17 protein-coding genes are annotated in these 23,744 nt (G+C 74.1%); 10 read left to right on the forward strand and 7 right to left on the reverse strand.

Annotated elements, in window-relative coordinates; all coding sequences use genetic code 11:
• Nucleotides 1–107: 107 nt before the first annotated feature.
• From ACFV9M_RS14035 to ACFV9M_RS14045, 3 genes are all read left to right on the forward strand, one after another.
• On the forward strand, nucleotides 108–2,951 hold the full coding sequence (locus tag ACFV9M_RS14035; RefSeq protein WP_385066206.1) for a DEAD/DEAH box helicase: 2,844 nt from the start codon (nucleotides 108–110) through the stop codon (nucleotides 2,949–2,951).
• The gene (locus tag ACFV9M_RS14040) at nucleotides 2,951–5,056 is read left to right on the forward strand and encodes an SWIM zinc finger family protein (protein ID WP_385066203.1); all 2,106 of its coding nucleotides are present in this window, start codon (nucleotides 2,951–2,953) and stop codon (nucleotides 5,054–5,056) included. The genes ACFV9M_RS14035 and ACFV9M_RS14040 overlap by 1 nt, the downstream gene beginning before the upstream one ends.
• 421 nt (nucleotides 5,057–5,477) lie before the next feature.
• Nucleotides 5,478–6,707, forward strand: a complete 1,230-nt coding sequence (locus ACFV9M_RS14045; protein WP_385066201.1) for a cytochrome P450 — start codon at nucleotides 5,478–5,480, stop codon at nucleotides 6,705–6,707.
• A 144-nt stretch (nucleotides 6,708–6,851) separates the two neighbouring features.
• Here ACFV9M_RS14045 and ACFV9M_RS14050 read toward each other — a convergent pair whose 3' ends face one another.
• The 5 genes from ACFV9M_RS14050 to ACFV9M_RS14070 form a co-directional block, all read right to left on the reverse strand.
• Nucleotides 6,852–8,114 (reverse strand): cytochrome P450, encoded by a 1,263-nt coding sequence (locus ACFV9M_RS14050; protein WP_385066199.1) that lies wholly within the window; start codon nucleotides 8,112–8,114, stop codon nucleotides 6,852–6,854.
• Nucleotides 8,111–8,728, reverse strand: coding sequence for an ATP/GTP-binding protein (locus ACFV9M_RS14055; protein ID WP_385066196.1), 618 nt, complete (start codon nucleotides 8,726–8,728; stop codon nucleotides 8,111–8,113). The genes ACFV9M_RS14050 and ACFV9M_RS14055 overlap by 4 nt, the downstream gene beginning before the upstream one ends.
• A complete protein-coding gene (locus ACFV9M_RS14060; RefSeq protein ID WP_385066193.1) occupies nucleotides 8,709–9,068 on the reverse strand; it encodes a DUF742 domain-containing protein in 360 nt (119 codons plus the stop codon). Before ACFV9M_RS14060 ends, ACFV9M_RS14055 begins: the two co-directional genes overlap by 20 nt.
• Complete coding sequence (locus ACFV9M_RS14065; RefSeq protein ID WP_385066191.1) at nucleotides 9,065–9,484, reverse strand: roadblock/LC7 domain-containing protein; 420 nt, start codon at nucleotides 9,482–9,484, stop codon at nucleotides 9,065–9,067. The genes ACFV9M_RS14060 and ACFV9M_RS14065 overlap by 4 nt, the downstream gene beginning before the upstream one ends.
• A gap of 116 nt (nucleotides 9,485–9,600) precedes the next feature.
• Complete coding sequence (locus ACFV9M_RS14070; RefSeq protein WP_385066189.1) at nucleotides 9,601–11,478, reverse strand: ATP-binding protein; 1,878 nt, start codon at nucleotides 11,476–11,478, stop codon at nucleotides 9,601–9,603.
• A gap of 685 nt (nucleotides 11,479–12,163) precedes the next feature.
• Here ACFV9M_RS14070 and pcaC point away from each other — a divergent pair.
• The 4 genes from pcaC (at nucleotide 12,164) to ACFV9M_RS14090 (ending at nucleotide 15,570) form a co-directional block, all read left to right on the forward strand.
• On the forward strand, nucleotides 12,164–13,465 hold the full coding sequence (gene pcaC / locus ACFV9M_RS14075) for a 4-carboxymuconolactone decarboxylase (protein ID WP_385066187.1): 1,302 nt from the start codon (nucleotides 12,164–12,166) through the stop codon (nucleotides 13,463–13,465).
• Between the two features lie 58 nt (nucleotides 13,466–13,523).
• Nucleotides 13,524–14,159: an MBL fold metallo-hydrolase gene (locus ACFV9M_RS14080; protein ID WP_385066325.1), complete on the forward strand. Its 636-nt coding sequence runs from the start codon at nucleotides 13,524–13,526 to the stop codon at nucleotides 14,157–14,159.
• 38 nt (nucleotides 14,160–14,197) lie between these two features.
• The gene (locus ACFV9M_RS14085; RefSeq protein WP_385066185.1) at nucleotides 14,198–14,977 is read left to right on the forward strand and encodes an exodeoxyribonuclease III; all 780 of its coding nucleotides are present in this window, start codon (nucleotides 14,198–14,200) and stop codon (nucleotides 14,975–14,977) included.
• Between the two features lie 152 nt (nucleotides 14,978–15,129).
• Nucleotides 15,130–15,570 carry a DUF6278 family protein gene (locus ACFV9M_RS14090; RefSeq protein ID WP_385066183.1) on the forward strand — a complete coding sequence of 147 codons (441 nt, stop codon included), beginning with the start codon at nucleotides 15,130–15,132 and terminating at the stop codon, nucleotides 15,568–15,570.
• Nucleotides 15,571–16,022: 452 nt separating this feature from the next.
• Here ACFV9M_RS14090 and ACFV9M_RS14095 read toward each other — a convergent pair whose 3' ends face one another.
• Nucleotides 16,023–16,784 (reverse strand): hypothetical protein, encoded by a 762-nt coding sequence (locus ACFV9M_RS14095; protein WP_385066180.1) that lies wholly within the window; start codon nucleotides 16,782–16,784, stop codon nucleotides 16,023–16,025.
• 118 nt (nucleotides 16,785–16,902) lie between these two features.
• Here ACFV9M_RS14095 and ggt point away from each other — a divergent pair, with 118 nt between their 5' ends.
• Nucleotides 16,903–18,702 carry a gamma-glutamyltransferase gene (gene ggt / locus ACFV9M_RS14100; protein WP_385066178.1) on the forward strand — a complete coding sequence of 600 codons (1,800 nt, stop codon included), beginning with the start codon at nucleotides 16,903–16,905 and terminating at the stop codon, nucleotides 18,700–18,702.
• 11 nt (nucleotides 18,703–18,713) lie between these two features.
• Here ggt and ACFV9M_RS14105 read toward each other — a convergent pair whose 3' ends face one another.
• Nucleotides 18,714–21,335, reverse strand: coding sequence for an ATP-dependent Clp protease ATP-binding subunit (locus ACFV9M_RS14105; protein ID WP_385066175.1), 2,622 nt, complete (start codon nucleotides 21,333–21,335; stop codon nucleotides 18,714–18,716).
• Between the two features lie 240 nt (nucleotides 21,336–21,575).
• Between ACFV9M_RS14105 and ACFV9M_RS14110 the strand changes: the two genes are divergently transcribed.
• Nucleotides 21,576–21,827 (forward strand): helix-turn-helix domain-containing protein, encoded by a 252-nt coding sequence (locus tag ACFV9M_RS14110; protein WP_385066173.1) that lies wholly within the window; start codon nucleotides 21,576–21,578, stop codon nucleotides 21,825–21,827.
• A 121-nt stretch (nucleotides 21,828–21,948) separates the two neighbouring features.
• Nucleotides 21,949–23,634 carry a hypothetical protein gene (locus ACFV9M_RS14115; RefSeq protein ID WP_385066171.1) on the forward strand — a complete coding sequence of 562 codons (1,686 nt, stop codon included), beginning with the start codon at nucleotides 21,949–21,951 and terminating at the stop codon, nucleotides 23,632–23,634.
• Nucleotides 23,635–23,744 lie beyond the last annotated feature (110 nt).

The raw sequence follows: 23,744 nt of genomic DNA on the forward strand, positions 1-23,744 counted from the left end.
CCCCGACCGTACGGGCCCGGCGCGGGTGCCGGGCCCGATTGTCAGACCCCGCCCGTAGAGTCGGAGACGACTGATCCGACACCACGGGCGGGAGGTGGAGACCGCGTATGCCCCTGAGCGACACGACCGCGCCCACCGCCGGGCACCCGGCCGCCGAGCCGCTCGGCGTGCGGCTCCCCGCCGTCTTCCTGCCCGCCCCCCTCCCGCGCGACGGCCGGATCGCGTTCTGGGACCCGCAGGACGGCCCCCTGCCCACCGCGGCCGGCGCCGACGCCACCGAACTCACCGTCGTACGGCGCCATGGATCCGGCGTCCGCCGCCGCCCGGCCCCCGCGCTGTCGCTGCCGCTCGACACCGCGCTGCCGCTCCTGGTGCGCGCCCGCCGCGACCCCGCCGCCCACCCCGCGACAGCCTGCTGGGGCGCGGCCGCCCTGCACGCGCTGCGGCTCGCCGCCCGCGGCCGCCTGCTGCCCGGTCTGACCCCCACCGGCCACGACGCCTGGCGGGCGGGCCCGCTCGACCCGGAGGACATCGCGCACCTGCGCGCGATCGCCGCGGCCCTGCCGTACGAAGGGCACGCCGTCCCGCTGCCCGGCCCCGGACCGCTGCGCCTGCCCCGTCCCGAATCCCTGATGCGGTCCTTCCTGGACGCCGTCGCGGACACCCTGCCCCGCACCCCCGCCGCGCCGTACGCCTGCGGGAAGCCCTTCGCGGACCGCCGGCCGCAGCGGCTGCCCGGCGCCCACGACTGGGCGGCGGAGGTCGCCGCCGGCATGGACGCGGGCGTACGGATCTCGCTGCGACTGGACCTGTCCGCCTACGACCTGTTCGACGACGGCGAGGGGGCGCGCCGCGCGGGCGCCGCGATCGTCCAGGTGCACAGCCTCGCCGACCCCACCCTCGTCACCGACGCCACGGCCCTGTGGGCGGGCGAGGCGGACGGCGCCTTCGGCCCTCGCGCGCGGGTCGACGCCGCCCTAGCCGTCCGGCGCGCCGCCCGCGTCTGGCCGCCGCTCGCCCGCCTCGCCGACCAGGACGCACCCGACGTCCTCGCCCTCTCCGAGGACGAGCTCAGCGACCTGCTGGGCGTGGCCGCTACCCGCCTCGCCGCCGCCGGGGTCGCCGTGCACTGGCCGAGGGACCTCGCCCAGGACCTGAGCGCCACCGCGGTGGTACGGCCCGCGCCGGGCTCCGCGACCGACGGCACCGGCTTCTTCGAGAGCGAGGAACTGCTCCGGTTCCGCTGGCAGCTGGCGCTCGGCGGCGACCCCCTCAGCGAGGCCGAGATGGACGCGCTCGCCGAGGCCCACCGCCCGGTCGTCCGGCTGCGGGACCGGTGGGTCCTCGTCGACCCCGCCCTCGTCCGCAAGGCCCGCAAACGCGAACTGGGTCTGCTGGACCCGGTCGACGCCCTGTCCGTCGCCCTCACCGGCACCGCCGAGGTGGACGGCGAGAGCGTCGAGGCGGTCCCCGTCGGGGCCCTGGCCGTCCTGCGCGACCGCCTCACCGCCGGGGTGCGCCCCGCCGAACCGCCGCCCGGCCTGCACGCCACCCTCCGCGACTACCAGCTGCGGGGACTGGCCTGGCTGGACCTCATGACCTCCCTCGGCCTCGGCGGCTGCCTCGCCGACGACATGGGCCTCGGCAAGACGGTCACCGTCATCGCCCTGCACCTGAAGCGGGCCCGCCCCGAACCCACCCTGGTGGTCTGCCCGGCCTCCCTCCTCGGCAACTGGCAGCGCGAGATCACCCGCTTCGCGCCCGGCGTGCCCGTCCGCCGCTTCCACGGCGCCGACCGCTCCCTGGACGACCTGAGCGGCGGCTTCGTCCTCACCACGTACGGCACCATGCGCTCGGCGGCCCCCACGCTCGCCCGGCAGCCGTGGGGCATGGTCGTCGCGGACGAGGCCCAGCACGTCAAGAACCCGTACTCGGCGACGGCGAAGGCCCTGCACACCCTCCCGTCCCCCGCGCGCGTGGCGCTCACCGGCACCCCCGTGGAGAACAACCTGTCCGAGCTGTGGGCCCTCCTGGACTGGACGACCCCCGGCCTCCTCGGCCCCCTGAAGTCCTTCCGCGCCCGGCACGCCCGCGCGGTGGAGAACGGCGAGGACCAGGAGGCGGTGGAGCGCCTCGCGCGGCTGGTCCGCCCCTTCCTGCTGCGCCGCAGGAAGTCCGACCCCGGCATCGTCCCCGAGCTGCCGCCCAAGACCGAGACCGACCACCCCGTCCCCCTCACCCGGGAACAGGCCGCGCTGTACGAGGCGGTGGTGCGCGAGTCGATGGCCGCGATCGGCACGGCGGACGGCATCGCCCGGCGCGGCCTGGTCCTCAAGCTCCTGGGCGCCCTCAAGCAGATCTGCGACCACCCGGCCCTCTACCTCAAGGAGGAGTCCCCCGCCACCGGCGACGCCCTCGCCGCCCGCTCCGGCAAACTCGCCCTCCTCGACGAACTGCTGGACACCCTGCTCGCCGAGGACGGCTCGGCCCTCGTCTTCACCCAGTACGTCGGCATGGCCCGTCTGATCACCGCCCACCTGGCCGGCCGCGCGGTCCCCGTGGACCTCCTCCACGGCGGCACCCCGGTCCCCGAGCGCGAGCGCATGGTGGACCGCTTCCAGAGCGGCGCGACGCCCGTCCTGGTCCTGTCGCTGAAGGCGGCCGGCACCGGCCTCAACCTCACCCGCGCGGGCCATGTCGTCCACTTCGACCGCTGGTGGAACCCGGCCGTGGAGGAACAGGCCACCGACCGCGCCTACCGCATCGGCCAGACCCAGCCCGTCCAGGTCCACCGCCTCATCACCGAGGGCACCGTCGAGGACCGCATCGCCGAGATGCTGGAGTCCAAGCGCGCCCTGTCCGACGCGATCCTCGGCACCGGCGAGGCGGCCCTGACGGAACTGACCGACCGTGAGCTGTCCGACCTGGTCCGGCTGCGGAGGGAGGCGTGATGGAGGAGCGGGACGCCCGCCCGGCGGACGCGGCACGCCGGGCCCTGCGCGCGGCGCGGGCACGGCCGCAGGAGCAGGAGCCCGCCCCCCGCGGGCCCCGGCCCGGTGACGCCGCCCGTGCCGCGCTGCGGCGTGCGGCGGACACCCCCCGAACGGACACGGACGGGGACACCCCCGCGAAGGACGCCGACGTTCCTCCCGCGGCCGCCCCCGCGACGGGCTCCGCGGCAGCCGGCGAGCAGCTCCCCCCACCGCCGGCGACCGGCTCGCGGCCCGGCGACGTCGCGCGCGCGGCGCTGCGGGCGGCCCGCGCACAGGCACGGCAGGGCACGGACGGCCCCGGCGGGCCCGAGGGAAGCGGGGGGCCGGGGGGAGCCGGAGGGCCCGGGGGAGCCGGGGGAGCCGGGGGAGCCGGGGGAACCGGGGGACCCGGGGGGCCCAAGGCCCGCACCGCCACTCGCCGGTCCTTCCGGACGAGCGCACACCCCACGCCCGCCGGACGCCCCGGCCGGACGCCCGACACCGTCGCCGACGACCGCGCGCGTCACGTACGGGACTTCCTCACGGGCGCCTTCCGGATGCCGCCCGAGGATCAGACCGGATCCGAGGATCAGACCGCGTCCGGGGAGCAGACCGTTTCCGGGGACCTGGCCGTGCCGGAGGGCCTGGCCGTTTCCGAGGATGTGACCGTTCCTGAGGACCTGATCGTTCCCGAGAACCTGGCCGTTCCCGACGATCCGACCGTTGCCGAGGACGCGACCGTCATCGCGGATCAGTCCGCACCGTCCAGATCCTCCTCCTCCTCCTCCTCCTCCTCCCGCACGCCCCGTTCCATGGCCGCGCCCTCGCGGGACGGCGACCTCCGGCGTACCTTCCCCGCCTTCCCGGCCCGGACGACCGGCGCGGACGGCGGCTTCGCCGAGACCTGGTGGGGCGACGCCTGGGTCACCGCGCTGGAGGAGGGCGCCCTGGACGCCGAGCGCCTCGCCCGCGGCCGGCGTTACGCCGAGCGGGGGAACGTCGACGCCATCACGGTCACGCCCGGCCTGGTCCTCGCGTACGTGCAGGGCAGCCGCCCCCGCCCGTACCGGGTGCAGGTGCGGCTGCGCACCCTGGGCGACGACGACTGGGAACGCTTCCTCGACGCGGCCGTCGAGCGTCCCGGGCACATCGCCGCGCTGCTCGACAAGGAGATGCCCGCGTCGCTCGCCGGGTGCGGGGTGCCGCTGCTTCCCGGCCCCGGTGACCTGGAGCCGCACTGCAGTTGCCCCGACCGCGGTCATCCCTGCAAGCACGCCGCCGCCCTCTGCTACCAGACCGCGCGTCTGCTGGACGCCGACCCGTTCGTGCTGCTCCTGCTGCGCGGGCGGGGCGAACGCGAACTCCTCGACGCGCTGTCCCGCCGCAACGCGACCCGGGCCGCCCGTGCCGCCCAGGAGCGGGAGCCGGAGCCGGTGCCCGGCGTCCGCGCCACGGAGGCCCTCGCCGTCGCGCGCCCGCTCCCGCCCCTCCCGGCCCCGCTGCCCCCGCCCCCGCACCCCGGCCAGCCCCCGGCCTACCCCGCCGTCCCGGACGGCCCCGACTCCTTCGCGCTGGACCAGCTCGCCACCGACGCGGCCGCCCGCGCCCACGCCCTGCTGACCACCGGCCAGGACGCGACCGGTGGACTGACCCTCTGGCAGGACGCCGTCCGCATCGCCGCGTCCCGGCCGGGCTCGGGGCTCACGGCGTCCACCCGCGCCCTCTACTCCTCCCTCGCCTCAGCCGCCGGCCGCACCCCGGCAGAGCTGGCACGCGCGGTCGCCGCCTGGCACCAGGGCGGCCCGGACGGGCTCGCCGTCCTGGAGGAGCCCTGGGACCCGCCGGCCGGACGTTTCGACCGGGCCCGCCCCCTCCTCCTCGCCGCCGACCTGCCCGCCTTCCGCCCCTGGCACAACCACCTCACCCACCCCCGCGGCCACGTCCAGCTCCGCCTGGGCCGCGACGGGCTGTGGTACGCCTACGAGTCGGAGCCGGGCCACGACGACTGGTGGCCGCGCGGCACACCCGACCCCGACCCGGTGGGCGCCCTGACCGGCCTCGGAGGCCCCGGCGACACCCTCTGACCGACCCTGGCGCCGTACGCCGCCTTCCCGTAGCCGCCTTGCCGGGCACTCCGCCTTGCCGGGCACTCCGCCTTGCCGGGCACTCCGCCTTGCCGGGCACTCCGCCCTGCCGGGCACTCCGCCCTGCCGTACGCCGCCCTGCCGTATGCCGCCCTGCCGTATGCCGCCTTCCCGCGCACCTGCGGACGACGTCACATCCGGTGTGGAACTCCGCGGCCCGGTGCCGCAGGTGCCCTGGTCGATGGCGGGGTTCGCGGTCCGTCACGATGTCCGAGCCGTCGAACGGCACAGGACCACCACGCCGGGACGGTTTTCGGCCAACACTCGTGCATAGCGGAAGAGGCGACCGGGGCGGGCTGTCGCGGGTGCCGGTTGATCAATAATCTTGGCCGGTACATCCGTTACCGCCCGAGGGAGCTCCATGCCCACCGCGCAGCAGCAGGTCCCCGACATCCTCTCGCCCGAGTTCGCCGCGGACCCCTACCAGGCCTACCGCGTGATGCGCGAGAGCGCTCCGCTGTTCTGGCACGAGGCCACGCAGAGCTACGTCATCTCGCGCTACGAGGACGTGGAGCGCGTCTTCAAGGACAGGGACGGCGAGTTCACCACCGAGAACTACGACTGGCAGCTCGAACCCGTGCACGGCAGGACGATCCTCCAGCTCAGCGGGCGGGAGCACGCGGTGAGGCGGGCGCTCGTCGCCCCCGCCTTCCGCGGCAGCGACCTGCAGGAGAAGTTCCTGCCCGTGATCGAGCGCAACTCCCGTGAGCTGATCGACGCGTTCCGGCACACCGGATCCGCCGACCTGGTGGCCGACTACGCGACCCGCTTCCCGGTCAACGTGATCGCGGACATGCTGGGCCTGGACAAGGCCGATCACGCCCGGTTCCACCGCTGGTACACGTCCGTCATCGCCTTCCTCGGCAACCTCTCGGGCGACCCCGAGGTCGCCGCGGCGGGGGAGCGGACCCGGGTCGAGTTCGCCGAGTACATGGTCCCGATCATCCGGGCGCGCCGCGACAACCCCGGTGACGACCTGTTGTCCGCGCTGTGCGCCGCCGAGGTCGACGGCGTGAGGATGAGCGACGAGGACATCAAGGCCTTCTGCAGCCTGCTGCTCGCCGCGGGGGGCGAGACGACGGACAAGGCGATCGCCGGCATCTTCGCCAACCTCCTGCTCCACCCCGAGCAGCTGGCGGCCGTCCGCGAGGACCGCAGCCTGATCGCCCGCGCCTTCGCCGAGACGCTGCGCCACACGCCTCCCGTGCACATGATCATGCGGCAGTCGGCCACCGAGGTCACGCTCAGCAGCGGTGTCATCCCGGCCGGCGCCACCGTCACCTGCCTGATCGGGGCCGCGAACCGGGACGAGAGCCGCTACCGCGATCCGGACCGGTTCGACATCTTCCGCGAGGACCTGACCACGACCACCGCCTTCTCGGCCGCCGCCGATCACCTCGCCTTCGCGCTCGGCCGGCACTTCTGCGTCGGTGCCCTCCTCGCGAAGGCCGAGGTCGAGATCGGTGTCGGCCAGCTCCTCGACGCCATGCCCGACATACGCCTCGCCGACGAGGCCGACCTCGTGGAACAGGGCGTCTTCACCCGGGGCCCGCAGGCCGTGCCGGTGCGGTTCACCCCCGTCGGAAGCTGATGTTCCGTACAGGTCGCGCGGACCGGACCGCCGTTCCGCGCCGCCGAAGGGCCGGGCGGCAGGCCGGCGGTCTGCGCGGTCTGCGCGGGCGCTTCCCCGCCGGGAACGACCCGCCCGGGGAGGCCGTCCGCCCCGGGCGGTGCGCTACTGCACCACCGGGGTGAACTCCACCGGCAGGGCGGTCAGGCCGCGCATCCAGATGGACGGCCGCCAGGTCAGTTCCTCCGGCTCCACGGCGAGGACCAGGTCGGGCAGGCGCTCCAGCAGGTTCTCGACCCCCGTACGGGCCATGACGTCGGCCAGCAGCGGGGCCGGATAGGGGCACCGGTGCTCCCCGTTGCTGAACGACAGGTGCGCGGCGTTCTCCGCCCCGACGTACGATTCCGGCCAGATCTGCGGATCGGTGTTGGCCGCGGCGAGACCCAGCACGACGCAGTCACCCGCCTGGATCCGCCGTCCGCCGAGCTGGGTGTCGCGCACGGCCCAGCGGCCGATGAAGTTCTGCGTCGGTGTGTCGAGCCAGAGCACCTCGTTCAGCGCCTCGCCCACACTGAGCCGGCCGCCCGACACGCTCAGGGCGAACCGCTCGTCGGTGAGCAGCAGCCGCAGCGTGTTGCAGATCCAGTTGGCGGTCGGCTGCTGCGCCGCGGCGATGATGGTGATCAGGTCCTGGACGGCCTCCTCGTCGGTCAGTCCGGCCGGGTGCAGCAGCATGCGCGAGGTGACGTCCGGGCCCGGGCGCTCCCGCTTCTCCTTCACCAGCTGCTGGATCCGCTCGGCCACCCGCATGTAGGCGGCCACCGGATCCTGGCCCTCGGTCGCGTCGAGGGAGATCTGCAGATCCTCCACGAGCCGCTGGGTGTCCTCGCCCGTGTGCGGCATCCCGCACATCTGGACGACGGCGCGCATCGGCAGCGCGTGCGCGTACGCGCTCATCAGCTCGGCCTGACCGCTCCCGGCGAACGACGCGATGAGCTGGTCGGCGATCTGCCGGCACTCGCGCGCCAGCTCGAACTGGTCGACGCCCTCCAGGGCGTCCGTGATCACCTCGGACCGCCGCCGGTGCTCCTCGCCCTCGGTGAACAGCACCGAGGGCTGATACCCGACGAACGGCAGCAGCGGCCAGTCCGCGGGGATGTTCTTCCACTGGTTCCAGCGCCGCGAGTCGCGTGCGAACAGCTCGTCGTGGCTCGTCACATAGCTGACCTCGGAGTAGCCGAGCACCAGCCAGGCGGGGATGTCCCCGTCGAGCAGCACGGGCGCGACCGAGCCGTGCTCCCGGCGCAGGGCCCGGTAGAGCCGCGAGGGATCCTGCTGGTACTCGAGGCCGGCCAGGGGCACCGCGCCCGTGTGGGCGGGGCAGCCCGGGGGAGCCGCGTGCGGGGGAAGGGGTCCGGTGTCGGTCACGGTGTCTTCTCCTGGGCCATGGCCATTTCGTAGAGGTGGTCCACGAGGGTGATCAGCACGTCCTTGCCCGACGACCTGACCCGGGCGTCGCAGTCGACCAGCGGCACGTGCGCGGGCAGGGCGAGCGCCTGGCGGATCTCGTCGAGGGAGTACCGGTTCGGCTCGTCGTCGAACCGGTTGACGGCCACCACGAACGGTGTCTTGTGGTGTTCCAGCCGGTCTATCGCGTACCAGGAGTCGTCCATCCGGCGCGTGTCGACGAGGACGACCGCGCCGAGCGTGCCGGAGAAGAGCCGGTCCCACAGGAACCAGAAGCGCTCCTGGCCCGGAGCGCCGAACAGGTACAGGATCATGCTCTCGTTGAGACTGATCCGGCCGAAGTCGAACGCCACCGTCGTGGTGGTCTTCGCCGCCACCTTGTTCGTCTCGTCGATGCCGACACCCGCCTGCGTCATCACCTCCTCGGTGTTGAGCGGACGGATCTCGCTGACCGAGCGGACCAGAGTCGTCTTGCCGACCCCGAAGCCGCCCACGACGACGATCTTCAGGCCTGTCTCGGCGGCATCGGACAGCGGTGTGCGCACGGAAGGCAGCTCAGAGGTTGCGGAGCCCATGGAGCACCTCCTTGAGAAAGGCGGAATCGGGGAGTGAGGAGGCGGCGGACCGTGCCGCGGGCGGTTGGCGGACGGTGATCCGGCTCATCGCGAGCAGGTCGCCGAGCAGGATGCGCACCACCGTGATCGGCAGCTTCAGCTCCGCGGCGATCTCGACGACGGCCGTCGGATGCCGGCACAGTTCCAGGATCCGCGCGTGCTCCGACTGCATCCCGGCGGTGGGCCGGCACTCGCTGACCACCAGGGTGACCAGGTCGAACGCGTCGTCCGCACGGCTGCGCCCGCCGGTGACCGTGTAGAGCCGGTCGGGATCACCCGTGTCCACGGGCCGGCGTATCACGACGATGTGCTCCCCTGCGCGCTCTCGCGGGGCTCGGCCCGCAGGTGCTCGCCGATCTGCTCGACGAGCTCGGTCATCTGATGCCCCACCACGCCGGGGTCGGCGTCCTCCTCGGCGAGGACCGCCAGATGCGCGCCTTCGCCCGCCTGCACGATGAAGAGCTGACCACCGTGGAACTCGGTCATGGAGTGCCGCACCCCACCGCTCCCGTCACCGAACTCGACGGACGCCCCCTGGGCGAGGGACTGCATGCCCGAGCAGATGGCTGCCAACTGGTCGGCCTGGTCGAGCGCCAGGTGTTCGGTCCAGCACAGCTTCAGGCCGTCCCGGGACAGGACCAGCACGTGCCGAGTGCCGGGGGTGCGCTCCAGAAGGCCCTGCAGAAGCCAGGTGAGGCTGTTGTCGGTGGTCTGCATGGTAGGTGATGGGACGGTGGTGTCCTAAGACGCCGGTTGCCGGCCCGTTCCTCCAATCTCACGAGCTTGAGCGGGAAGTGTGGCGCCATGGCTCCGACGCCGGAAGGGACGTGATGCTACTGACCGGTCCGTGGCCCGGAGCCGGGGCGGGGGTCGGGGTCGGTCCCGGGCCCGTCGGCGCCACCGGCGGAGGTGCGCCCGCTGTGGAAGGCCCCGAAGCGCGAGCCGGCGTCACGCCCCGCCGGACGTGTCCGTCCCGGGGTGTCGTCGGACTCGGGGGAATCGGCCGTCGCCCTGCGCTGGTGACGTTCGCGCTCGGCCTCGGCCATCGTACGGCCGGGGGCCCGGACGGGAAGACCGTTCGGGGTGGCCGCCAGGGGACTGCGGGGGGCTTCCTGGCCGGAGACCTCCGCCGGGGCGGCGGACCGGACCGCGGGAGCCGGCCGCGCGGCCGGGGCGGGCAGTTCGGCCGCCGCGGGCCGCGAGCCCACGGAAGGGCGCGAGCCCACGGAAGGGCGTGAGCCCGCTGAGGGGCGTGAGCCCGCTGAGGGGCGTGAGCCCGCCGCGGGCCGCGTGGCCGGCTCCCGCGGCCCGGGGACGGCGTCCGCGACGGCGGTACGGCCCGCGGTCTCCCGCGGTGCGGCATCGCTCCGCTGCGCGAGCAGGTTCAGGGGCAGCAGCACGACGACGCCGGTGCCTCCGCGCGACGACGGCCGGTAGTTGACGCTGATGCCGTACTTGAGGGCCAGACGCCCGACCACGGCCAGACCGAGCCGCGTGCCCTGCAACGAGGCGAGGTCCGTCACACGGCCCGCCACGGCCTCCTCGGCGCGTCGCATCGCCGCGTCGGCCATCTTCAGGCCGCTGTCCTCGATCGTGACGATCAGCCCGGCGCTGTGCTCCTCGACGTAGATGTGGACCTCGTCGATCGGCGGCGAGAAGTTGGCGGCGTTGTCCGCCAGCTCGGCGAGCAGGTGCATGACGCCTTCGGCGGCGAAACCGGAGACGGCGGCGTTCGAGGAGCAGTGCAGCCGTACGCGCTGATACGCCGCGATCCGGCCGGCCGCACCGCGCAGGATGCTCTCCATCACGATCGGCTTGTTCCACGCGCGGCTGGACCGGCCGCCCATCAGCAGCGCCAGCCGGTCGGTCATCAGGCCCAGCTGGGACGTGCTGTGATCCAGCTTCAGCAGGTCGCCGAAGACCTCCTCGCCGTGCCGCTCCTGCATCTCCCGCAGGTCGGCGAGCATGCTCACGGTCTTGGCCTGGACGCGGCTGAGGGCCTTCGCGGAGGCGGCCTGCGCGGCGGCGGCTCGCCGCTCGCTGTGGGCGAGTTCCCGGATGAACGATTCTGTGGGTGTCCGCAGCACGGAGGAGGGGGGCCATTCCAGCCGGGCCAGTACGGTGTCGGCCGAGCTGCCCTCCCGCAACTGCTCGACCACGGCGGGCAGCATCTGCTGCGCCACCCGGTCCATCTCCTGGGTGATCCCGTCCAGTTCGTGCCGGGCGCGTCGCCGTTCGGTGTCCGCGGCGGTGGCGTACCGCACGGCCTGCTCCATCGCGGAGGCGAAGGCCTGGACGACCTGAAGCAGCCGCGGATCGGAGGGCGGGGACACCTTCGCCAGGGCGTCACGTGCCCCCTCGCCCTCCCGCAGCCGGTCCAGGAGAGCGGGCAGGGTGACGTTCACCAGATGCGCCGACTCCGCCGACTGCTGCGCCGAGTGGGCGCTCATCCGGGCGACTTCGGTTTCCCTCGCGGCGGCGGACCGGCGGGTCCGCCTGATCAGCACGGCGCAGACGACGACGGTGACCGCGACGCAGGCCCAGGCGACCAGAGCCGCGACCACCGTCCAGGTGCGGGCGGCGGCAGGGGCCGCAGCCATGGCCGCGCCCGCGGCCGCGCCGGCCACCAGCAGCACGGTCACGGGCACGGCCGACGAGGTCTGGGGCACTTCGGCTGACCGACGCTGACTGGGAGATGCAGGCACAGACATTCCGCGGTTCCTCGGTCCTCGAGAGCAGGAAGAACGGGTCGACCGACACACGACGGCCGCAGGCCCGGAAGGAAGGGGGAAGACGTGCTCCTCCGATCCGGGTACCGGCACATGCTAGTCATGCCGCCGGTGACGGCCATCTCACGGGCCGCGCGGCCCTGCCGGGGGCGCCCCCGCTGCGAAGCCGCCCGCTGATCGAGACCACACAGGAAGGACGCAAGGGCGCATTCCCGCCGAAGTCGACGGCCCGCAGCCGGTGTTTCCCGGCCGTCACCGCCCGAAAACCGTCGTTCGCACGGAGTTACGGCCAGGGAGGGCCGTCAGTTTCCGGCCAACGCGGCGATGTTCGGGCCCGCCGTGACCCCAAGGGCACGCGAGGAAATCACACGTCCCCCACACAATCCCCTTCACCGGCACCGGTGCTCACCCCGGCTCCGGCCGCGTCCCGTCGGACGGGCCGACGGCGTCGTGGTGGGACGGGCCGGCGGCGTTGTGGTGGACGGGCGCGGCAAGGCGCGAACGGCCGAGTGAGGCTCCGCCATCGCGTACCGGCCCATGGCCATCCCCATGACCCATGACCCATGACCCCATGACCACTGCGGGGCCTGTCGCCGCGAGGGCGACGGAACCCGCTAGGTTCGCCCCGGCTATGTGAGATTTCGTGATACGTGAGAGGGTCAGACGGGTGAGCGAGACAGTACCGAACACCCTGCAATACCGCTTTGACGGGCCAGAAGACGCTCCGGTCCTCATCCTGGGTCCCTCCCTGGGCACCACATGGCACATGTGGGACCGGCAGGTGCCCGAACTGGCCGAGCAATGGCGGGTCTTCCGCTTCGACCTGCCCGGTCACGGCGGTGCCCCGGCCCACCCGGCGGGCTCCGTCGCCGACCTGGCCGCGCGGCTGCTGGCCACCCTCGACGCGCTCGGCGTGCAGCGGTTCGGCTACGCGGGCTGCGCGCTCGGCGGCGCGGTCGGCGTGGAGCTGGCCCTGCGCCACCCCGAGCGGGTCGCCTCGCTCGCGCTGATCGCGGCCTCGCCGCGGTTCGGCACGGCGGACGAGTTCCGGCAAAGAGGCGTCATCGTCCGCACCAACGGCCTCGACCCCATCGCCCGCACCTCGCCCGACCGCTGGTTCACCACCGGCTTCGCGGCGGCCCAGCCCGCGATCACCGACTGGGCCGTGCAGATGGTGCGCACCACAGACCCCGGCTGCTACATCGCGGCCTGCGAGGCGCTCGCCTCGTTCGACGTGCGTGCCGAACTCGGCCAGGTCGGCGTGCCGACCCTGGTCCTCGTCGGCTCGGACGACCAGGTCACCGGCCCGGCCGAGGCGCGCACCCTGGTGGCCGGCATCCCGGACGCCCGCCTCGCCGTCGTCCCCGGCGCCTCCCACCTGGTGCCCGTGGAGCAGCCCGCCGCCGTCACCGACCTGCTGGTCCGGCACTTCTCCACCGCCTGGCAGCCCGCCTACGACCACAGCACGGGCCAGACCGCCGTACCCGGCGTCTCGCTCCGGCAGGTACCGGCGGTGCCCCCGCAGGCCGCGCCCATCGCCGAGATCGCGCCCGCGCCCGTGGCGGCGCCGCCGCAGGCGACGGGCCGCCCCGACCCCTACGACGCGGGGCTGAAGGTGCGCCGCGAGGTGCTCGGCGACGCCCACGTGGACCGGGCCCTGTCGCAGGCCGACGACTTCTCGGGCGACTTCCAGGAACTCGTCACCCGCTACGCCTGGGGCGAGATCTGGGACCGCCCCGGCCTCGACCGGCGGTCCCGCTCCTGCGTCACGCTCACCGCGCTGGTGGCCGGCGGCCACCTGGACGAGCTCGCCTTCCACACCCGTGCCGCGCTGCGCAACGGCCTCACCCCCGACGAGATCAAGGAGGTCCTGCTCCAGGCGGCGGTCTACTGCGGCGTACCGGCGGCGAACAGCGCCTTCCGGGTGGCGCAGCAGGTCATCCGCGACGAGACGACGCCCACCGAATGAACGCAGGGTCCGCCGGGGGCAGGATGGACCCATGACGCCCACGAAGCCCACGAAGCCCATCAAGCTCACGAAGAAGTCGCACGCCTGTGTCCGCCTGGAGAAGGACGGACGCACGCTCGTCATCGACCCGGGCGGGTTCACCGAGGAGGACGCCGCACTCGGCGCGGACGTCCTCCTCGTCACGCACGAGCACCCCGACCACTTCGACGAGGCCCGGCTGCGGGCGGCCATGGAAGCCGGCCCGGGCACCGAGATCTGGACCCTGAGGTCCGTCGCGGAGAAGCTCGCGGCGGCCTTCCCGGGCCGCGTCCACACCGTCGGCCACGGCGACACCTTCACCGCCGCCGGCTTCGACGTCCAGGTCCACGGCGAACTGCACGCCGTGATCCACCCGGACCTCCCGCGGGTCACCAACGTCGGCTACCTGATCGACGGCGGCCGCGTCTTCCACCCCGGAGACGCGCTCACCGTGCCCGACCACCGGGTGGAGACCCTCCTGGCCCCGGTCCAGGCCCCCTGGAGCAAGATCTCCGAGGTCATCGAGTACGTCCGCGAGGTCGAGCCGCAGCGGGTCTACGACATCCACGACGCCCTCCTCACCGACCTTGCCCGCCCCATCTACGACACGCACCTCGGCAACCTGGGCGGCGCGCCGCACGACCGGCTGGCGTCCGGGGCCTCGGCGGAGCTCTGAGGACGGCGTTGTCACACGCTCCGGGTAGGTTGTGAGGCATGCGCATCGCGACCTGGAACGTCAACTCGATCACCGCCCGCCTGCCGAGGCTCCTGCCCTGGCTGGAGAGCAGCGGCACCGACGTGCTCTGCCTCCAGGAGGCCAAGGTCGCCGAGGAGCAGTTCCCGTTCGACCAGCTGCGCGAGCTGGGCTACGAGGCGGCGGTCCACGCCACCGGCCGGTGGAACGGCGTGGCGGTGCTCTCCCGCGTCGGCCTCGAGGACGTCGTCAAGGGCCTGCCCGGCGATCCCGGCTACGACGGCGCCCCGGAGCCCCGCGCGATCTCCGCGACCTGCGGCCCGGTCCGCGTCTGGTCGGTCTACGTGCCGAACGGCCGCGAGGTGGACCACCCCCACTACGCCTACAAGCTCCAGTGGTTCGAGGCCCTCAGGGCCGCCGTCGCCGGTGACGCGGCGGGCAGCCGCCCGTTCGCCGTGCTGGGCGACTACAACGTGGCGCCGACGGACGACGACGTCTTCGACCCGGCCGCCTTCGAGGGCTCCACCCACGTCACCCCCGCCGAGCGCGCCGCCCTCGCCTCGCTGCGCGAGGCGGGCCTGGCGGACGTGGTACCGCGCCCCCTGAAGTACGAGCACCCCTTCACGTACTGGGACTACCGCCAGCTCTGCTTCCCCAAGAACCGCGGCATGCGCATCGACCTCGTATACGGCAACGCCCCCTTCGCCAAGGCCGTGCAGGACGCCTACGTCGACCGTGAGGAGCGCAAGGGCAAGGGCGCCTCGGACCACGCGCCGGTCGTCGTCGACCTGGAGGTGTAGTGGCGTACTCCCGGCGGCGCCCCGCCCGTTGACCTGCGGACCGCCCTACCGATCACGCACTCGCCGCACCGCACCGGACGCAGCGCCCGTGATCGGCACGACGGCCCGCGCGCCTGTGGTGTGCGTGGCGGTACGAATGTCAGGCTGGTTCCATGGAGATCCCCTTTCTTGGCAAATGGCGCAAGAGGCGTGACCCCTCCGTCGGTGTGGCGGTGTTCCCCGAGCACGGCGACGGACCGGGCGGCTACGGCGATCTCCTGGCCGAGTGCGAGCTGCTGCGCTCCCTGGCGGGACGGGAGGGCGCGGCGCTCGACGACACCGCCGCCTCGCTGGAGACGCTCGACCAGCTGGTGCCGCGCTGGCGCGACGACGACGAACTCCTGCCCTGGCTCGGCAACGACGCCGGGCTGTACCTCGGCACGGTCGTGGTGCGCACCGTGCCCGGCGCCGGCTGGCGGATCCGGCCCGACGGCCGCCCGGTGGTCCGTCTCGCCTCCGGCCGAGAGATCGACGTCGTCTCCGACGGACAGGCCTGGGCCGCCCACGGCGTCCCCGAACTGTCCCAGGTGTACGCCGAGGTCGCGGAAGCCTGAGCCGGCGGCACCGAGCCCGGCCCCGAGCCCGTCACCGCCCCGCTCCTCACCGGCCCCCCGGCGCCCGCCCGGCAGTCACCAGTCCCCGTTCGCCGGCCGTTCCCTCGCGCGGAACCTCGGCTAGCATGGTCCGTTCATCCTCGCGGTCGGACACGCGCCGCACCGCACCGGGGATGTGCAGGGCGCTCACCTCGGCCGCCGCCGCGGCGGGGGTGCCGGCGCCGGGTGGGAGCTCCCACGGCCCTTCGGCCGCGGGGGCGGTGGTCCACAGAGCTCCATCCGTCCGGCCGCGCGGCCGGAGATCACTGCTCGCGCAGGGGAACGACCCGATGCCACGGGGCGTTCCGGCGGGGAGAAGGTCAGCCGCGCGCCGGACGGGTCGTGCTCGAGGGCACCGGCAGTACGGGCCGACGACCGGCGGACCGGCGAACCGGTGAAGCGGGAAACCGGACTCAGGACGCCCGGTGTGAGGTCCGCGCGGCGGTCGCCTGCGCCGGCAGCGGAGCCTGGGCCGCCCGCGTCACGTCCGAGACCAGCTCGACCACGTCCGGGCCGTACGCCTGCGAGTTGACGACCTTCAGCAGCAGCACGAAGGTGCTGTCGCCGTGTTTGCGGTGCAGCCGCTCGTGGTGGCGGGCGAGGTAGCGCGTCGCGGCCTGGTTGTTGATCGAGCGCTGCCCGCAGAACAGGAACACCGGCCGTGTCCCGCGCCGCTCCCCGGCGGTCAGCCGTGCCAGGATCACGTACTCGGCGCGGCCAGGCTCCATCCGGTAGCGCTCGCTGCCGATCTGGAACGCCCCCCGGTCGGGCCCGGGTTCGGCGTCCACGTTGACGCGGATACCGGGCAGCAGCGAGGCGAGGTGGGCCATCATCCGGCGGTTGGAGGCCGGGCCGCCCACACAGAACTCGGTGCGTTCGCCGAAACCCTGCCGGGCGGCGTCGTGGGCGATGACCTGCGCGTGCGCGTTGCAGTCCTTGACGAGTGCGGACAGTTCGAGCAGCGCGAACACGTCGTAACGCGTCACTGTCAACTCGGGTCCGCCCGCGTCCCGGTTGACGACCAGCAGCGACTCCGAGTTGTCCGGCAGCCCGAAGAACGCCTGCTTGCGCCGCAGCTTCCGCTTCCACAGGTAGGTACGGGCCACCCAGCCGAGCGCGGCACTGATACCGGCCGCGACGACACCCAGGACGATGTTGCGCACGTCGTCATTCATGGGCGCGCATGCTAGCGGGCGAACGCAAACCCGTGTTCGACACGCGCTCCCACGCGCTCCTGACGGGGCGTCGGTGGGTGGCATAGGCTGCGCGGACGGACCCGGACTGGAGGTACGGATGCGTCGCCCTGTCGCGCGGAAGCTGTCGGTCCTGGCGGTCTCGGCCGCCGTCGTGTCGGTGGGAGCCACGGCCCCACCGACCGCACCGGACAGACCGGTTGAGAAGACCCCGGTCGCCGTCGGCTCCGGCGGCGCCGTCGCCAGCGTCGACGCGGACGCCTCCGCGGCCGGTATCGAGGTGCTGCGCAAGGGCGGCAACGCCGTCGACGCGGCCGTCGCCACCGCCGCCGCCCTCGGTGTCACCGAGCCGTACTCCGCGGGCATCGGCGGAGGCGGCTACTTCGTCTACTACGACGCCAAGTCCCGCACGGTGCACACGATCGACGGCCGTGAGACCGCCCCGCTCACCGCCGGCGCCGACCTCTTCCTGGAGAACGGCAAGCCCCTCGCCTTCGCCGACGCCGTCAGCAGCGGCCTCGGCGTCGGCACCCCGGGCACGCCCGCCACCTGGGCGACCGCCCTCGACAAGTGGGGCAGCAGGGAACTCGGCACGGTGCTGAAGCCCGCCGAGCGCCTCGCCCGCGACGGCTTCACCGTCGACGACACCTTCCGCACCCAGACCGCCGCCAACGAGACCCGCTTCCGCTACTTCCCGGACACCGCCGAACTCTTCCTGCCCAGCGGCCGGCTCCCGGTCGTCGGCTCGACGTTCAAGAACCCCGACCTCGCCCGCACGTACGCGGAGCTGGCGCGGAAGGGCGTGCGCGCCCTGTACCGGGGGGACATCGCCGACGACATCGTCGACACGGTCAACCACCCGCCGGTCGACCCGGCCTCCGGCTGGAACGCCCGCCCCGGCGCGCTGTCGGAGAAGGACCTCGCCGCCTACCGCGCCAAGCTCCAGGCGCCCACCCGGACCACCTACCGCGGCCTCGGCGTCTACTCCATCGCGCCCTCCTCCTCCGGCGGCACGACCGTCGGCGAGGCGCTCAACATCCTGGAGCGGACGGACCTGTCGAAGGCGAGCGAGACCCAGTACCTGCACCGCTTCATCGAGGCCAGCCGCATCGCGTTCGCCGACCGCGGGCGCTGGCTCGGCGACCCCGCCTTCGAGGACGTCCCCACCGAGGAACTGCTGTCGCAGCGCTACGCCGACTCGCGGGCGTGCCTGATCCGCGACGACGCGGTCCTCACCAGCCCGGTCGCGCCCGGCGACCCGCGCGACCCGGCGGCCTGCGCCACCGGCGGGACGGCCGTGCCGACGACGTACGAGGGTGAGAACACCACCCATCTGACGGTGGCCGACAAGTGGGGGAACGTCGTCGCCTACACCCTGACCATCGAGCAGACCGGCGGCAGCGGCATCACCGTCCCCGGGCGCGGTTTCCTCCTCAACAACGAGCTGACGGACTTCTCCTTCGCCCCGGCCAACCCGGCCGTCCACGACCCGAACCTGCCCGGCCCGGGCAAGCGGCCGCGGTCGTCGATCTCACCGACGATCGTCCTCGACCGGAACGACAAGCCGGTGGTGGCGCTCGGCTCGCCGGGCGGCGCGACCATCATCACCACCGTGCTGCAGACCCTCACCGGGTTCCTCGACCGGGACCTGCCGCTCGTCGACGCCATCGCCGCGCCCCGCGCCAGCCAGCGCAACGCGGCCCAGACCGAACTCGAACCGGGCCTGTACGGGAGCGGGACGGCGAAGGCCCTCGAAGCGCTCGGGCACTCCTTCCGGCTCAACGCCGAGATCGGCGCGGCCACCGGCGTGCAGCGGCTGCCGGACGGCAGGTGGCTGGCGGCCGCCGAGACGGTACGGCGCGGCGGCGGCTCGGCGCAGGTGGTGCGCCCCGCCCCATAGCGCGTCCCGCCTCACAGCTCCGGCGGCGGCACTTCCGTCGTGGGGACGTCCGTCGTGGGGACGTCCGTCGTGGGGACGTCCGTCGTGGGGACGTCCGTCGTGGGGACGGGCGGCGGCGGGGTGCCGAACGCCAGCCGTCCGTCCTCGACGTCCACGCTCACCCGGTCGCCCTCCCGCACCCGCCCGTCGAGCAGCAGCCGGGACAGCTCGTTGTCGACCTCGCGCTGGATGGTGCGGCGCAGCGGACGCGCCCCGTACTCCGGCTGGTAGCCGCGCTCGGCGAGCCAGTCGACGGCCGCGTCCGTGAATTCGACCGTGATGCCCTGCGCGCGCAGCAGCCGGCGGGTCTGCTCCAGCAGCAGATCGGTGATCTGCCTCAGCTGCTCTGCGGTCAGCTGACGGAAGACGACGATCTCGTCGATGCGGTTGAGGAACTCCGGCCGGAAGTGCTCGCGCAGCGGCCGCAGGATCTGCTCCCGCCGCGCCTCCTCGTCGGCGTCCGTGCCGCCCGACCCGAAACCGATGCCGGCACCGCGCCGGGTGATCACCTCCGACCCCAGGTTGCTGGTCATCACGATGACCGTGTTGGCGAAGTCGACCGTGCGGCCCTGGGAGTCGGTGAGCCGGCCGTCGTCGAGCACCTGGAGCAGGATGTTGAAGACGTCCGGGTGCGCCTTCTCCACCTCGTCGAGCAGCAGCAGCGAGTACGGGTGCCGGCGCACGACCTCGGTGAGCTGGCCGGCCTCCTCGTGGCCGACGTAGCCGGGCGGGGCGCCGACCAGCCGGCTGACGGTGTGCCGCTCCTGGTACTCGCTCATGTCGAGGCGCACCATGCGCTCCTCGCTGCCGAACAGCGCCTCGGCGAGGGCGCGGGCCAGCTCCGTCTTGCCGACGCCGGTCGGGCCGAGGAAGAGGAAGCTGCCGATCGGCCGGTCCGGGCTCGCGAGACCGGCGCGGGAGCGCATCACCGCGTCGGAGACGACCCGAACGGCCTGCTCCTGGCCGATGACCCGCTCGTGCAGATGCGCCTGCAGACCCAGCAGCCGCTCCTTCTCCTCCTGGGTGAGGCTGGCGACGGGGATGCCGGTCTGCCGGGACACCACCTCGGCGACGGCCTCGGCGGTGACCTCCAGGTCCAGTCCCTCGTCCGCCTCGCCGCCTCCGGCCGCGTCCTCGATCCGCCGCCGCAGCTCGACGATCCGGTCCCGCAGTTGGGTGGCCTGCTCGTACTGCTCGTCCGCGACCGCCTGGTCCTTGTCCCGGGCGAGCTGCTCGACCTCGCGCTCCATGGCGCGCACGTCCGTGCCCTTCGTCCGGGCGCCGAGGCGGACCCGGGCGCCGGCCTGGTCGATCAGGTCGATGGCCTTGTCCGGCAGCCGCCGGTCGGTGAGGTACCGGTCGGACAGCTCCACGGCCGCCACCAGCGCCTCGTCGGTGTAGCGGACCTGGTGGTGGGCCTCGTAGCGGTCCCGCAGCCCGCGCAGGATCTCGAGCGTGTCCGGCACCGACGGCTCGGGCACCAGGATGGGCTGGAAGCGGCGGGCCAGCGCCGCGTCCTTCTCGATCCGCCGGAACTCCTCCAGCGTCGTCGCGCCCACGATGTGCAGCTCGCCGCGGGCCAGCGGGGGCTTGAGGATGTTGCCCGCGTCCAGGGAGCCGCCCTCGCCGCCTCCGCCGGCGCCGACGACGGTGTGCAGCTCGTCGATGAAGACGATCAGCCGGTCGGAGTGGGTGCGGATCTCGTCGACGATGGTGTTCAGGCGTTCCTCGAAGTCGCCCCGGTAACGGGTGCCGGCGACCACGCCGGTGAGGTCCAGGGCGACGACCCGGCGCGCGGTGAGGACGTCCGGCACGTCGCCGTCCGCGATGCGCTGGGCGAGCCCCTCCACGACGGCGGTCTTGCCGACGCCCGCGTCGCCGATCAGCACCGGGTTGTTCTTGCCGCGCCGGGAGAGCACCTCGATGGTCTGCTCGATCTCGTCGTCGCGTCCGATCACCGGATCGATGCGGCCCTCGCGGGCCAGGTCGGTGAGGTCACGCCCGTACTTGTCCAGCGTGGGCGTGCCGGTGGGCCGGGGCCGCTCCGTCCGGTCCTGCGGCGCCTCCGGGGCCTCCGTCGCACCGCCCGAGGGCGCGAAGCGGGCCGCGTTGAGGATGTGGCCGGCCGCGGAGTCCGGGTTCGCCGCGAGGGCGCTCAGCACGTGCTCCGGGCCGATGTGGCCCGCGCCGCGCGACCGGGCCAGGTCGTGGGCGTCCAGCAGGGCGCGCTTGGCGGCCGGGGTCAGGGACAGCGAGGTGAGCGCCGGCGACTCGCCCGGCGGGTGCTGGGCCGGGCCCGACCGCTCGTCGATCTCCGTCGCGAGGGAGTCGGGGTCGGCGCCGGCCCGGCTCAGCAGCGTGCGCGTCGGCTCCGTCACGAGGGCCGCGCGCAGCAGGTGCTCGGTGTCCAGATCGCGGCTGCCGTGCTCGGCGGCGTACTGCGCCGCGCCGCGGACCAGGTCCCTGGCCGGCTGGCTGAGGAGCTGGCCGATGTTGATCTGGCGGGGACCGGGGCGGGGCCCGCCGAAGAAGCGGGCCAGGAATTCACCGAAGGGGTCGTTGTAGCCCTCCGGGCTGGTGAAGCCGCTGGTCATGGCGTTCCGTTCCATCGACTGCACTGCCGGTGCGACGGGTGCCCCTGCCGTGCGGTGCTAACCCTGCGAGGCGGGTGGGGACACCGTGTCCACCTTGTCACGGTCGCTGGTGGGCAGCACGTCGTGACGGGCGGTCCGGTGGTCCGGCGGTGGTCCGGCGGTGGTCCGGATGCGTGGACGATCGGCACGCGGACACCCGGCCCGTCCTGCCAATTACTGTACCGGTATTAGAATGACGGCATGGTGCGTACCCCGTTGACCCCCGAAGAGCGTGAACGCGGCGAGCGGCTCGGCGGCCTCCTCCGCGAGGCCCGAGGCGGTCGCAGCATGACCGAGATCGCGGCGATCGCCGGCATCTCCGCCGAGACCCTCCGCAAGATCGAGACCGGCCGGGCCCCGACCCCGGCCTTCTTTACGGTCGCCGCCCTGGCCCGGGCCCTCGGGCTGTCCATGGACGAGCTGGCGGAGCGGTGCGCGCTGCTGGGGGTGTGAGGCGGCGGGGGAGGGGCGTCCCGCCCTCTCGCGTCACCTTGGAAAACTCCCCGTAGCCGCGTTGTAACACAACTGGTGTTTTCTACGGACCGTGATGTTCCGGTCGCGCGGGAGGCGGGCGATGGCTACGGATCTGCTCCCGGACCGGGTGCGGGAGTTCGCGGACTACCTGGACGGCCTCCTGGCCCGTCTGGACCAGGGCGCCGGCTGGTGCGCGGTGTTCTGGCAGCGCGACCCCGACGGCATGCGGGCCTGTCTCGACGGACACGAGGTGCCGCCGTGGGACGTCGTGGAGGCACTGCTCCAGGACCTGGCCGCGGAGTACGGCACACCGGCCGCCGCCCAGGACGCGGAGCGGGCCCGGCCCCTGCACCTCGCCGCCCTGGTCGCCCATGACGACCGGCCCGGCGGCCGCGCCGCCCTCGAAGCCCGGCTCGACGGCATGCTCCGCGAACAGCGCCACGCGGTCGAGCGCCAGGCCGAACTGGGCCGCCTGCTGGCCGCCGCGGCCGACCGCGACGAGGTCGACGCCCTCCGCCTCGACCTCGCCTGGGCCCACGACGACCACGACCGGGCCACCGCCCGCTGCGCCGAACTGCGGTACCGGATCGCGGAGGCCGACCGGCGCGCGCAGGACGGGCGGACACGGACACCGCACCCGACGCGGCGGACCGCCGACGACCCCGCCCCGAGCGCCGGGGCGTCCACGTACGCCGACGCGCCGAGCGCCATGGCGTCCACGTACGCCGACGCGCCGAGCGCCATGGCGTCCACGTACGCCGATGCCCCGAGCGCCGGAGCGTCCACGTACACCGATGCCCCGACCGCCTCGGCGTTCGCTCACGCCGACCGCCCGACCGCCACGGCATCCGCTGACCCCAACGACCCGACCGCCTCCGCCGCACCCGCACCCGCATCCGCCCCCGCCCCCGACCAGGCCGCCCCGCTCCCCACCGTCCCCGCCCCCGGTCCCGCCCCCACCCCCAAGCAGCGCAAGCGCAGGCGGGGCAGTGCCCGCTTCGCCGGCCTGGTGGAGGAGGAGACCGCCGCCCCCGTCGTCGTACCGCCCGCCGCCGAGCACGCGCTGTCCACGACCGCGTCCTCCGCGTCCCCGTCCGCCTCACTCTCGTCCGCCTCACCCTCGGCCGCGTCCGCCTCGGCCGTGTCCGCGTCCGCCGGGCGCCGCGTCCCGCGCGGTGCCCGCTTCGCGGGGGCCGCAGAGGCGGTGGCGGAGCGGCCCGAGCCGGGGGGTGAGGCGTGGGCCGAGCCGAGGGACGCGGTGGCGCGGCGGGAGAGCGCCGAGGCGGTGGCCCGGCTGGTGCGGCTGCGCGCCGAGGGCCGCAGCGGAGAGGCCCACGCGCTGCTCGCGGAGCTCGCGTACGGGCCCGCCGCCCGTCTCCCGCTGCTCGCCGCCGATCTGCGCCGCGCGGGGCTCGACGCCGACTGGACGACCCTGCTGTGGGAGGCCGCCTCGCTGCCCGCCGACCGGCTGGTCGCCGCCGCGGACGCCCTGGCCGAGGCGGGGCGCACGGCCGACGGGGAGCAGATCCTGCGGCAGGGCGTCGTCCGGCCGGCCGACGAGATCGGGGAGGCCGTCCGCGGACTGCTCGCGCAGGGCCGCCACCCGGCGGCACGGGCGCTGCTCGACGCCTACGTCCGGGTGCGCACCCCGGAGGAGGCGGCCCGCAGCGCCGCCCCGGACCCGCAGGTCCTCGTCCCGCTCCTGCTGGAGGCCGCCCGGGGCGTCTCGGACGAACGGCACCGGTACCTGGCGCACGCCCTGCGGGTCGCCGGCCTCACGGCCTGACCGGCGCCCGCCGGGTACGCCGTACGGCCGCGGCTCACCCACCGGAGTGTGAAACGCGATCGACTCCGCGGGTTGACGACGATGGTCTTGGCAAGCCGGTCCGGGAGGCT

The organism is Streptomyces sp. NPDC059895, from assembly GCF_042731035.1.
Taxonomy (GTDB): Bacteria; Actinomycetota; Actinomycetes; order Streptomycetales; family Streptomycetaceae; genus Streptomyces.

Excerpts from the sequence above, each read along its gene's own strand:
- ACFV9M_RS14045 (WP_385066201.1), top strand. The coding sequence starts at position 5,478 with ATGCCCACCGCGCAGCAGCAGGTCCCCGACATCCTCTCGCCCGAGTTC.
- ACFV9M_RS14070 (WP_385066189.1), bottom strand. The coding sequence starts at position 11,478 with ATGTCTGTGCCTGCATCTCCCAGTCAGCGTCGGTCAGCCGAAGTGCCC.
- ACFV9M_RS14065 (WP_385066191.1), bottom strand. The coding sequence starts at position 9,484 with ATGCAGACCACCGACAACAGCCTCACCTGGCTTCTGCAGGGCCTTCTG.
- ACFV9M_RS14105 (WP_385066175.1), bottom strand. The coding sequence starts at position 21,335 with ATGACCAGCGGCTTCACCAGCCCGGAGGGCTACAACGACCCCTTCGGT.
- ACFV9M_RS14035 (WP_385066206.1), top strand. The coding sequence starts at position 108 with ATGCCCCTGAGCGACACGACCGCGCCCACCGCCGGGCACCCGGCCGCC.
- ACFV9M_RS14115 (WP_385066171.1), top strand. The coding sequence starts at position 21,949 with ATGGCTACGGATCTGCTCCCGGACCGGGTGCGGGAGTTCGCGGACTAC.
- ggt (WP_385066178.1), top strand. The coding sequence starts at position 16,903 with ATGCGTCGCCCTGTCGCGCGGAAGCTGTCGGTCCTGGCGGTCTCGGCC.
- ACFV9M_RS14040 (WP_385066203.1), top strand. The coding sequence starts at position 2,951 with ATGGAGGAGCGGGACGCCCGCCCGGCGGACGCGGCACGCCGGGCCCTG.
- ACFV9M_RS14090 (WP_385066183.1), top strand. The coding sequence starts at position 15,130 with ATGGAGATCCCCTTTCTTGGCAAATGGCGCAAGAGGCGTGACCCCTCC.
- ACFV9M_RS14095 (WP_385066180.1), bottom strand. The coding sequence starts at position 16,784 with ATGAATGACGACGTGCGCAACATCGTCCTGGGTGTCGTCGCGGCCGGT.
- ACFV9M_RS14085 (WP_385066185.1), top strand. The coding sequence starts at position 14,198 with ATGCGCATCGCGACCTGGAACGTCAACTCGATCACCGCCCGCCTGCCG.
- ACFV9M_RS14055 (WP_385066196.1), bottom strand. The coding sequence starts at position 8,728 with ATGGGCTCCGCAACCTCTGAGCTGCCTTCCGTGCGCACACCGCTGTCC.
- ACFV9M_RS14110 (WP_385066173.1), top strand. The coding sequence starts at position 21,576 with ATGGTGCGTACCCCGTTGACCCCCGAAGAGCGTGAACGCGGCGAGCGG.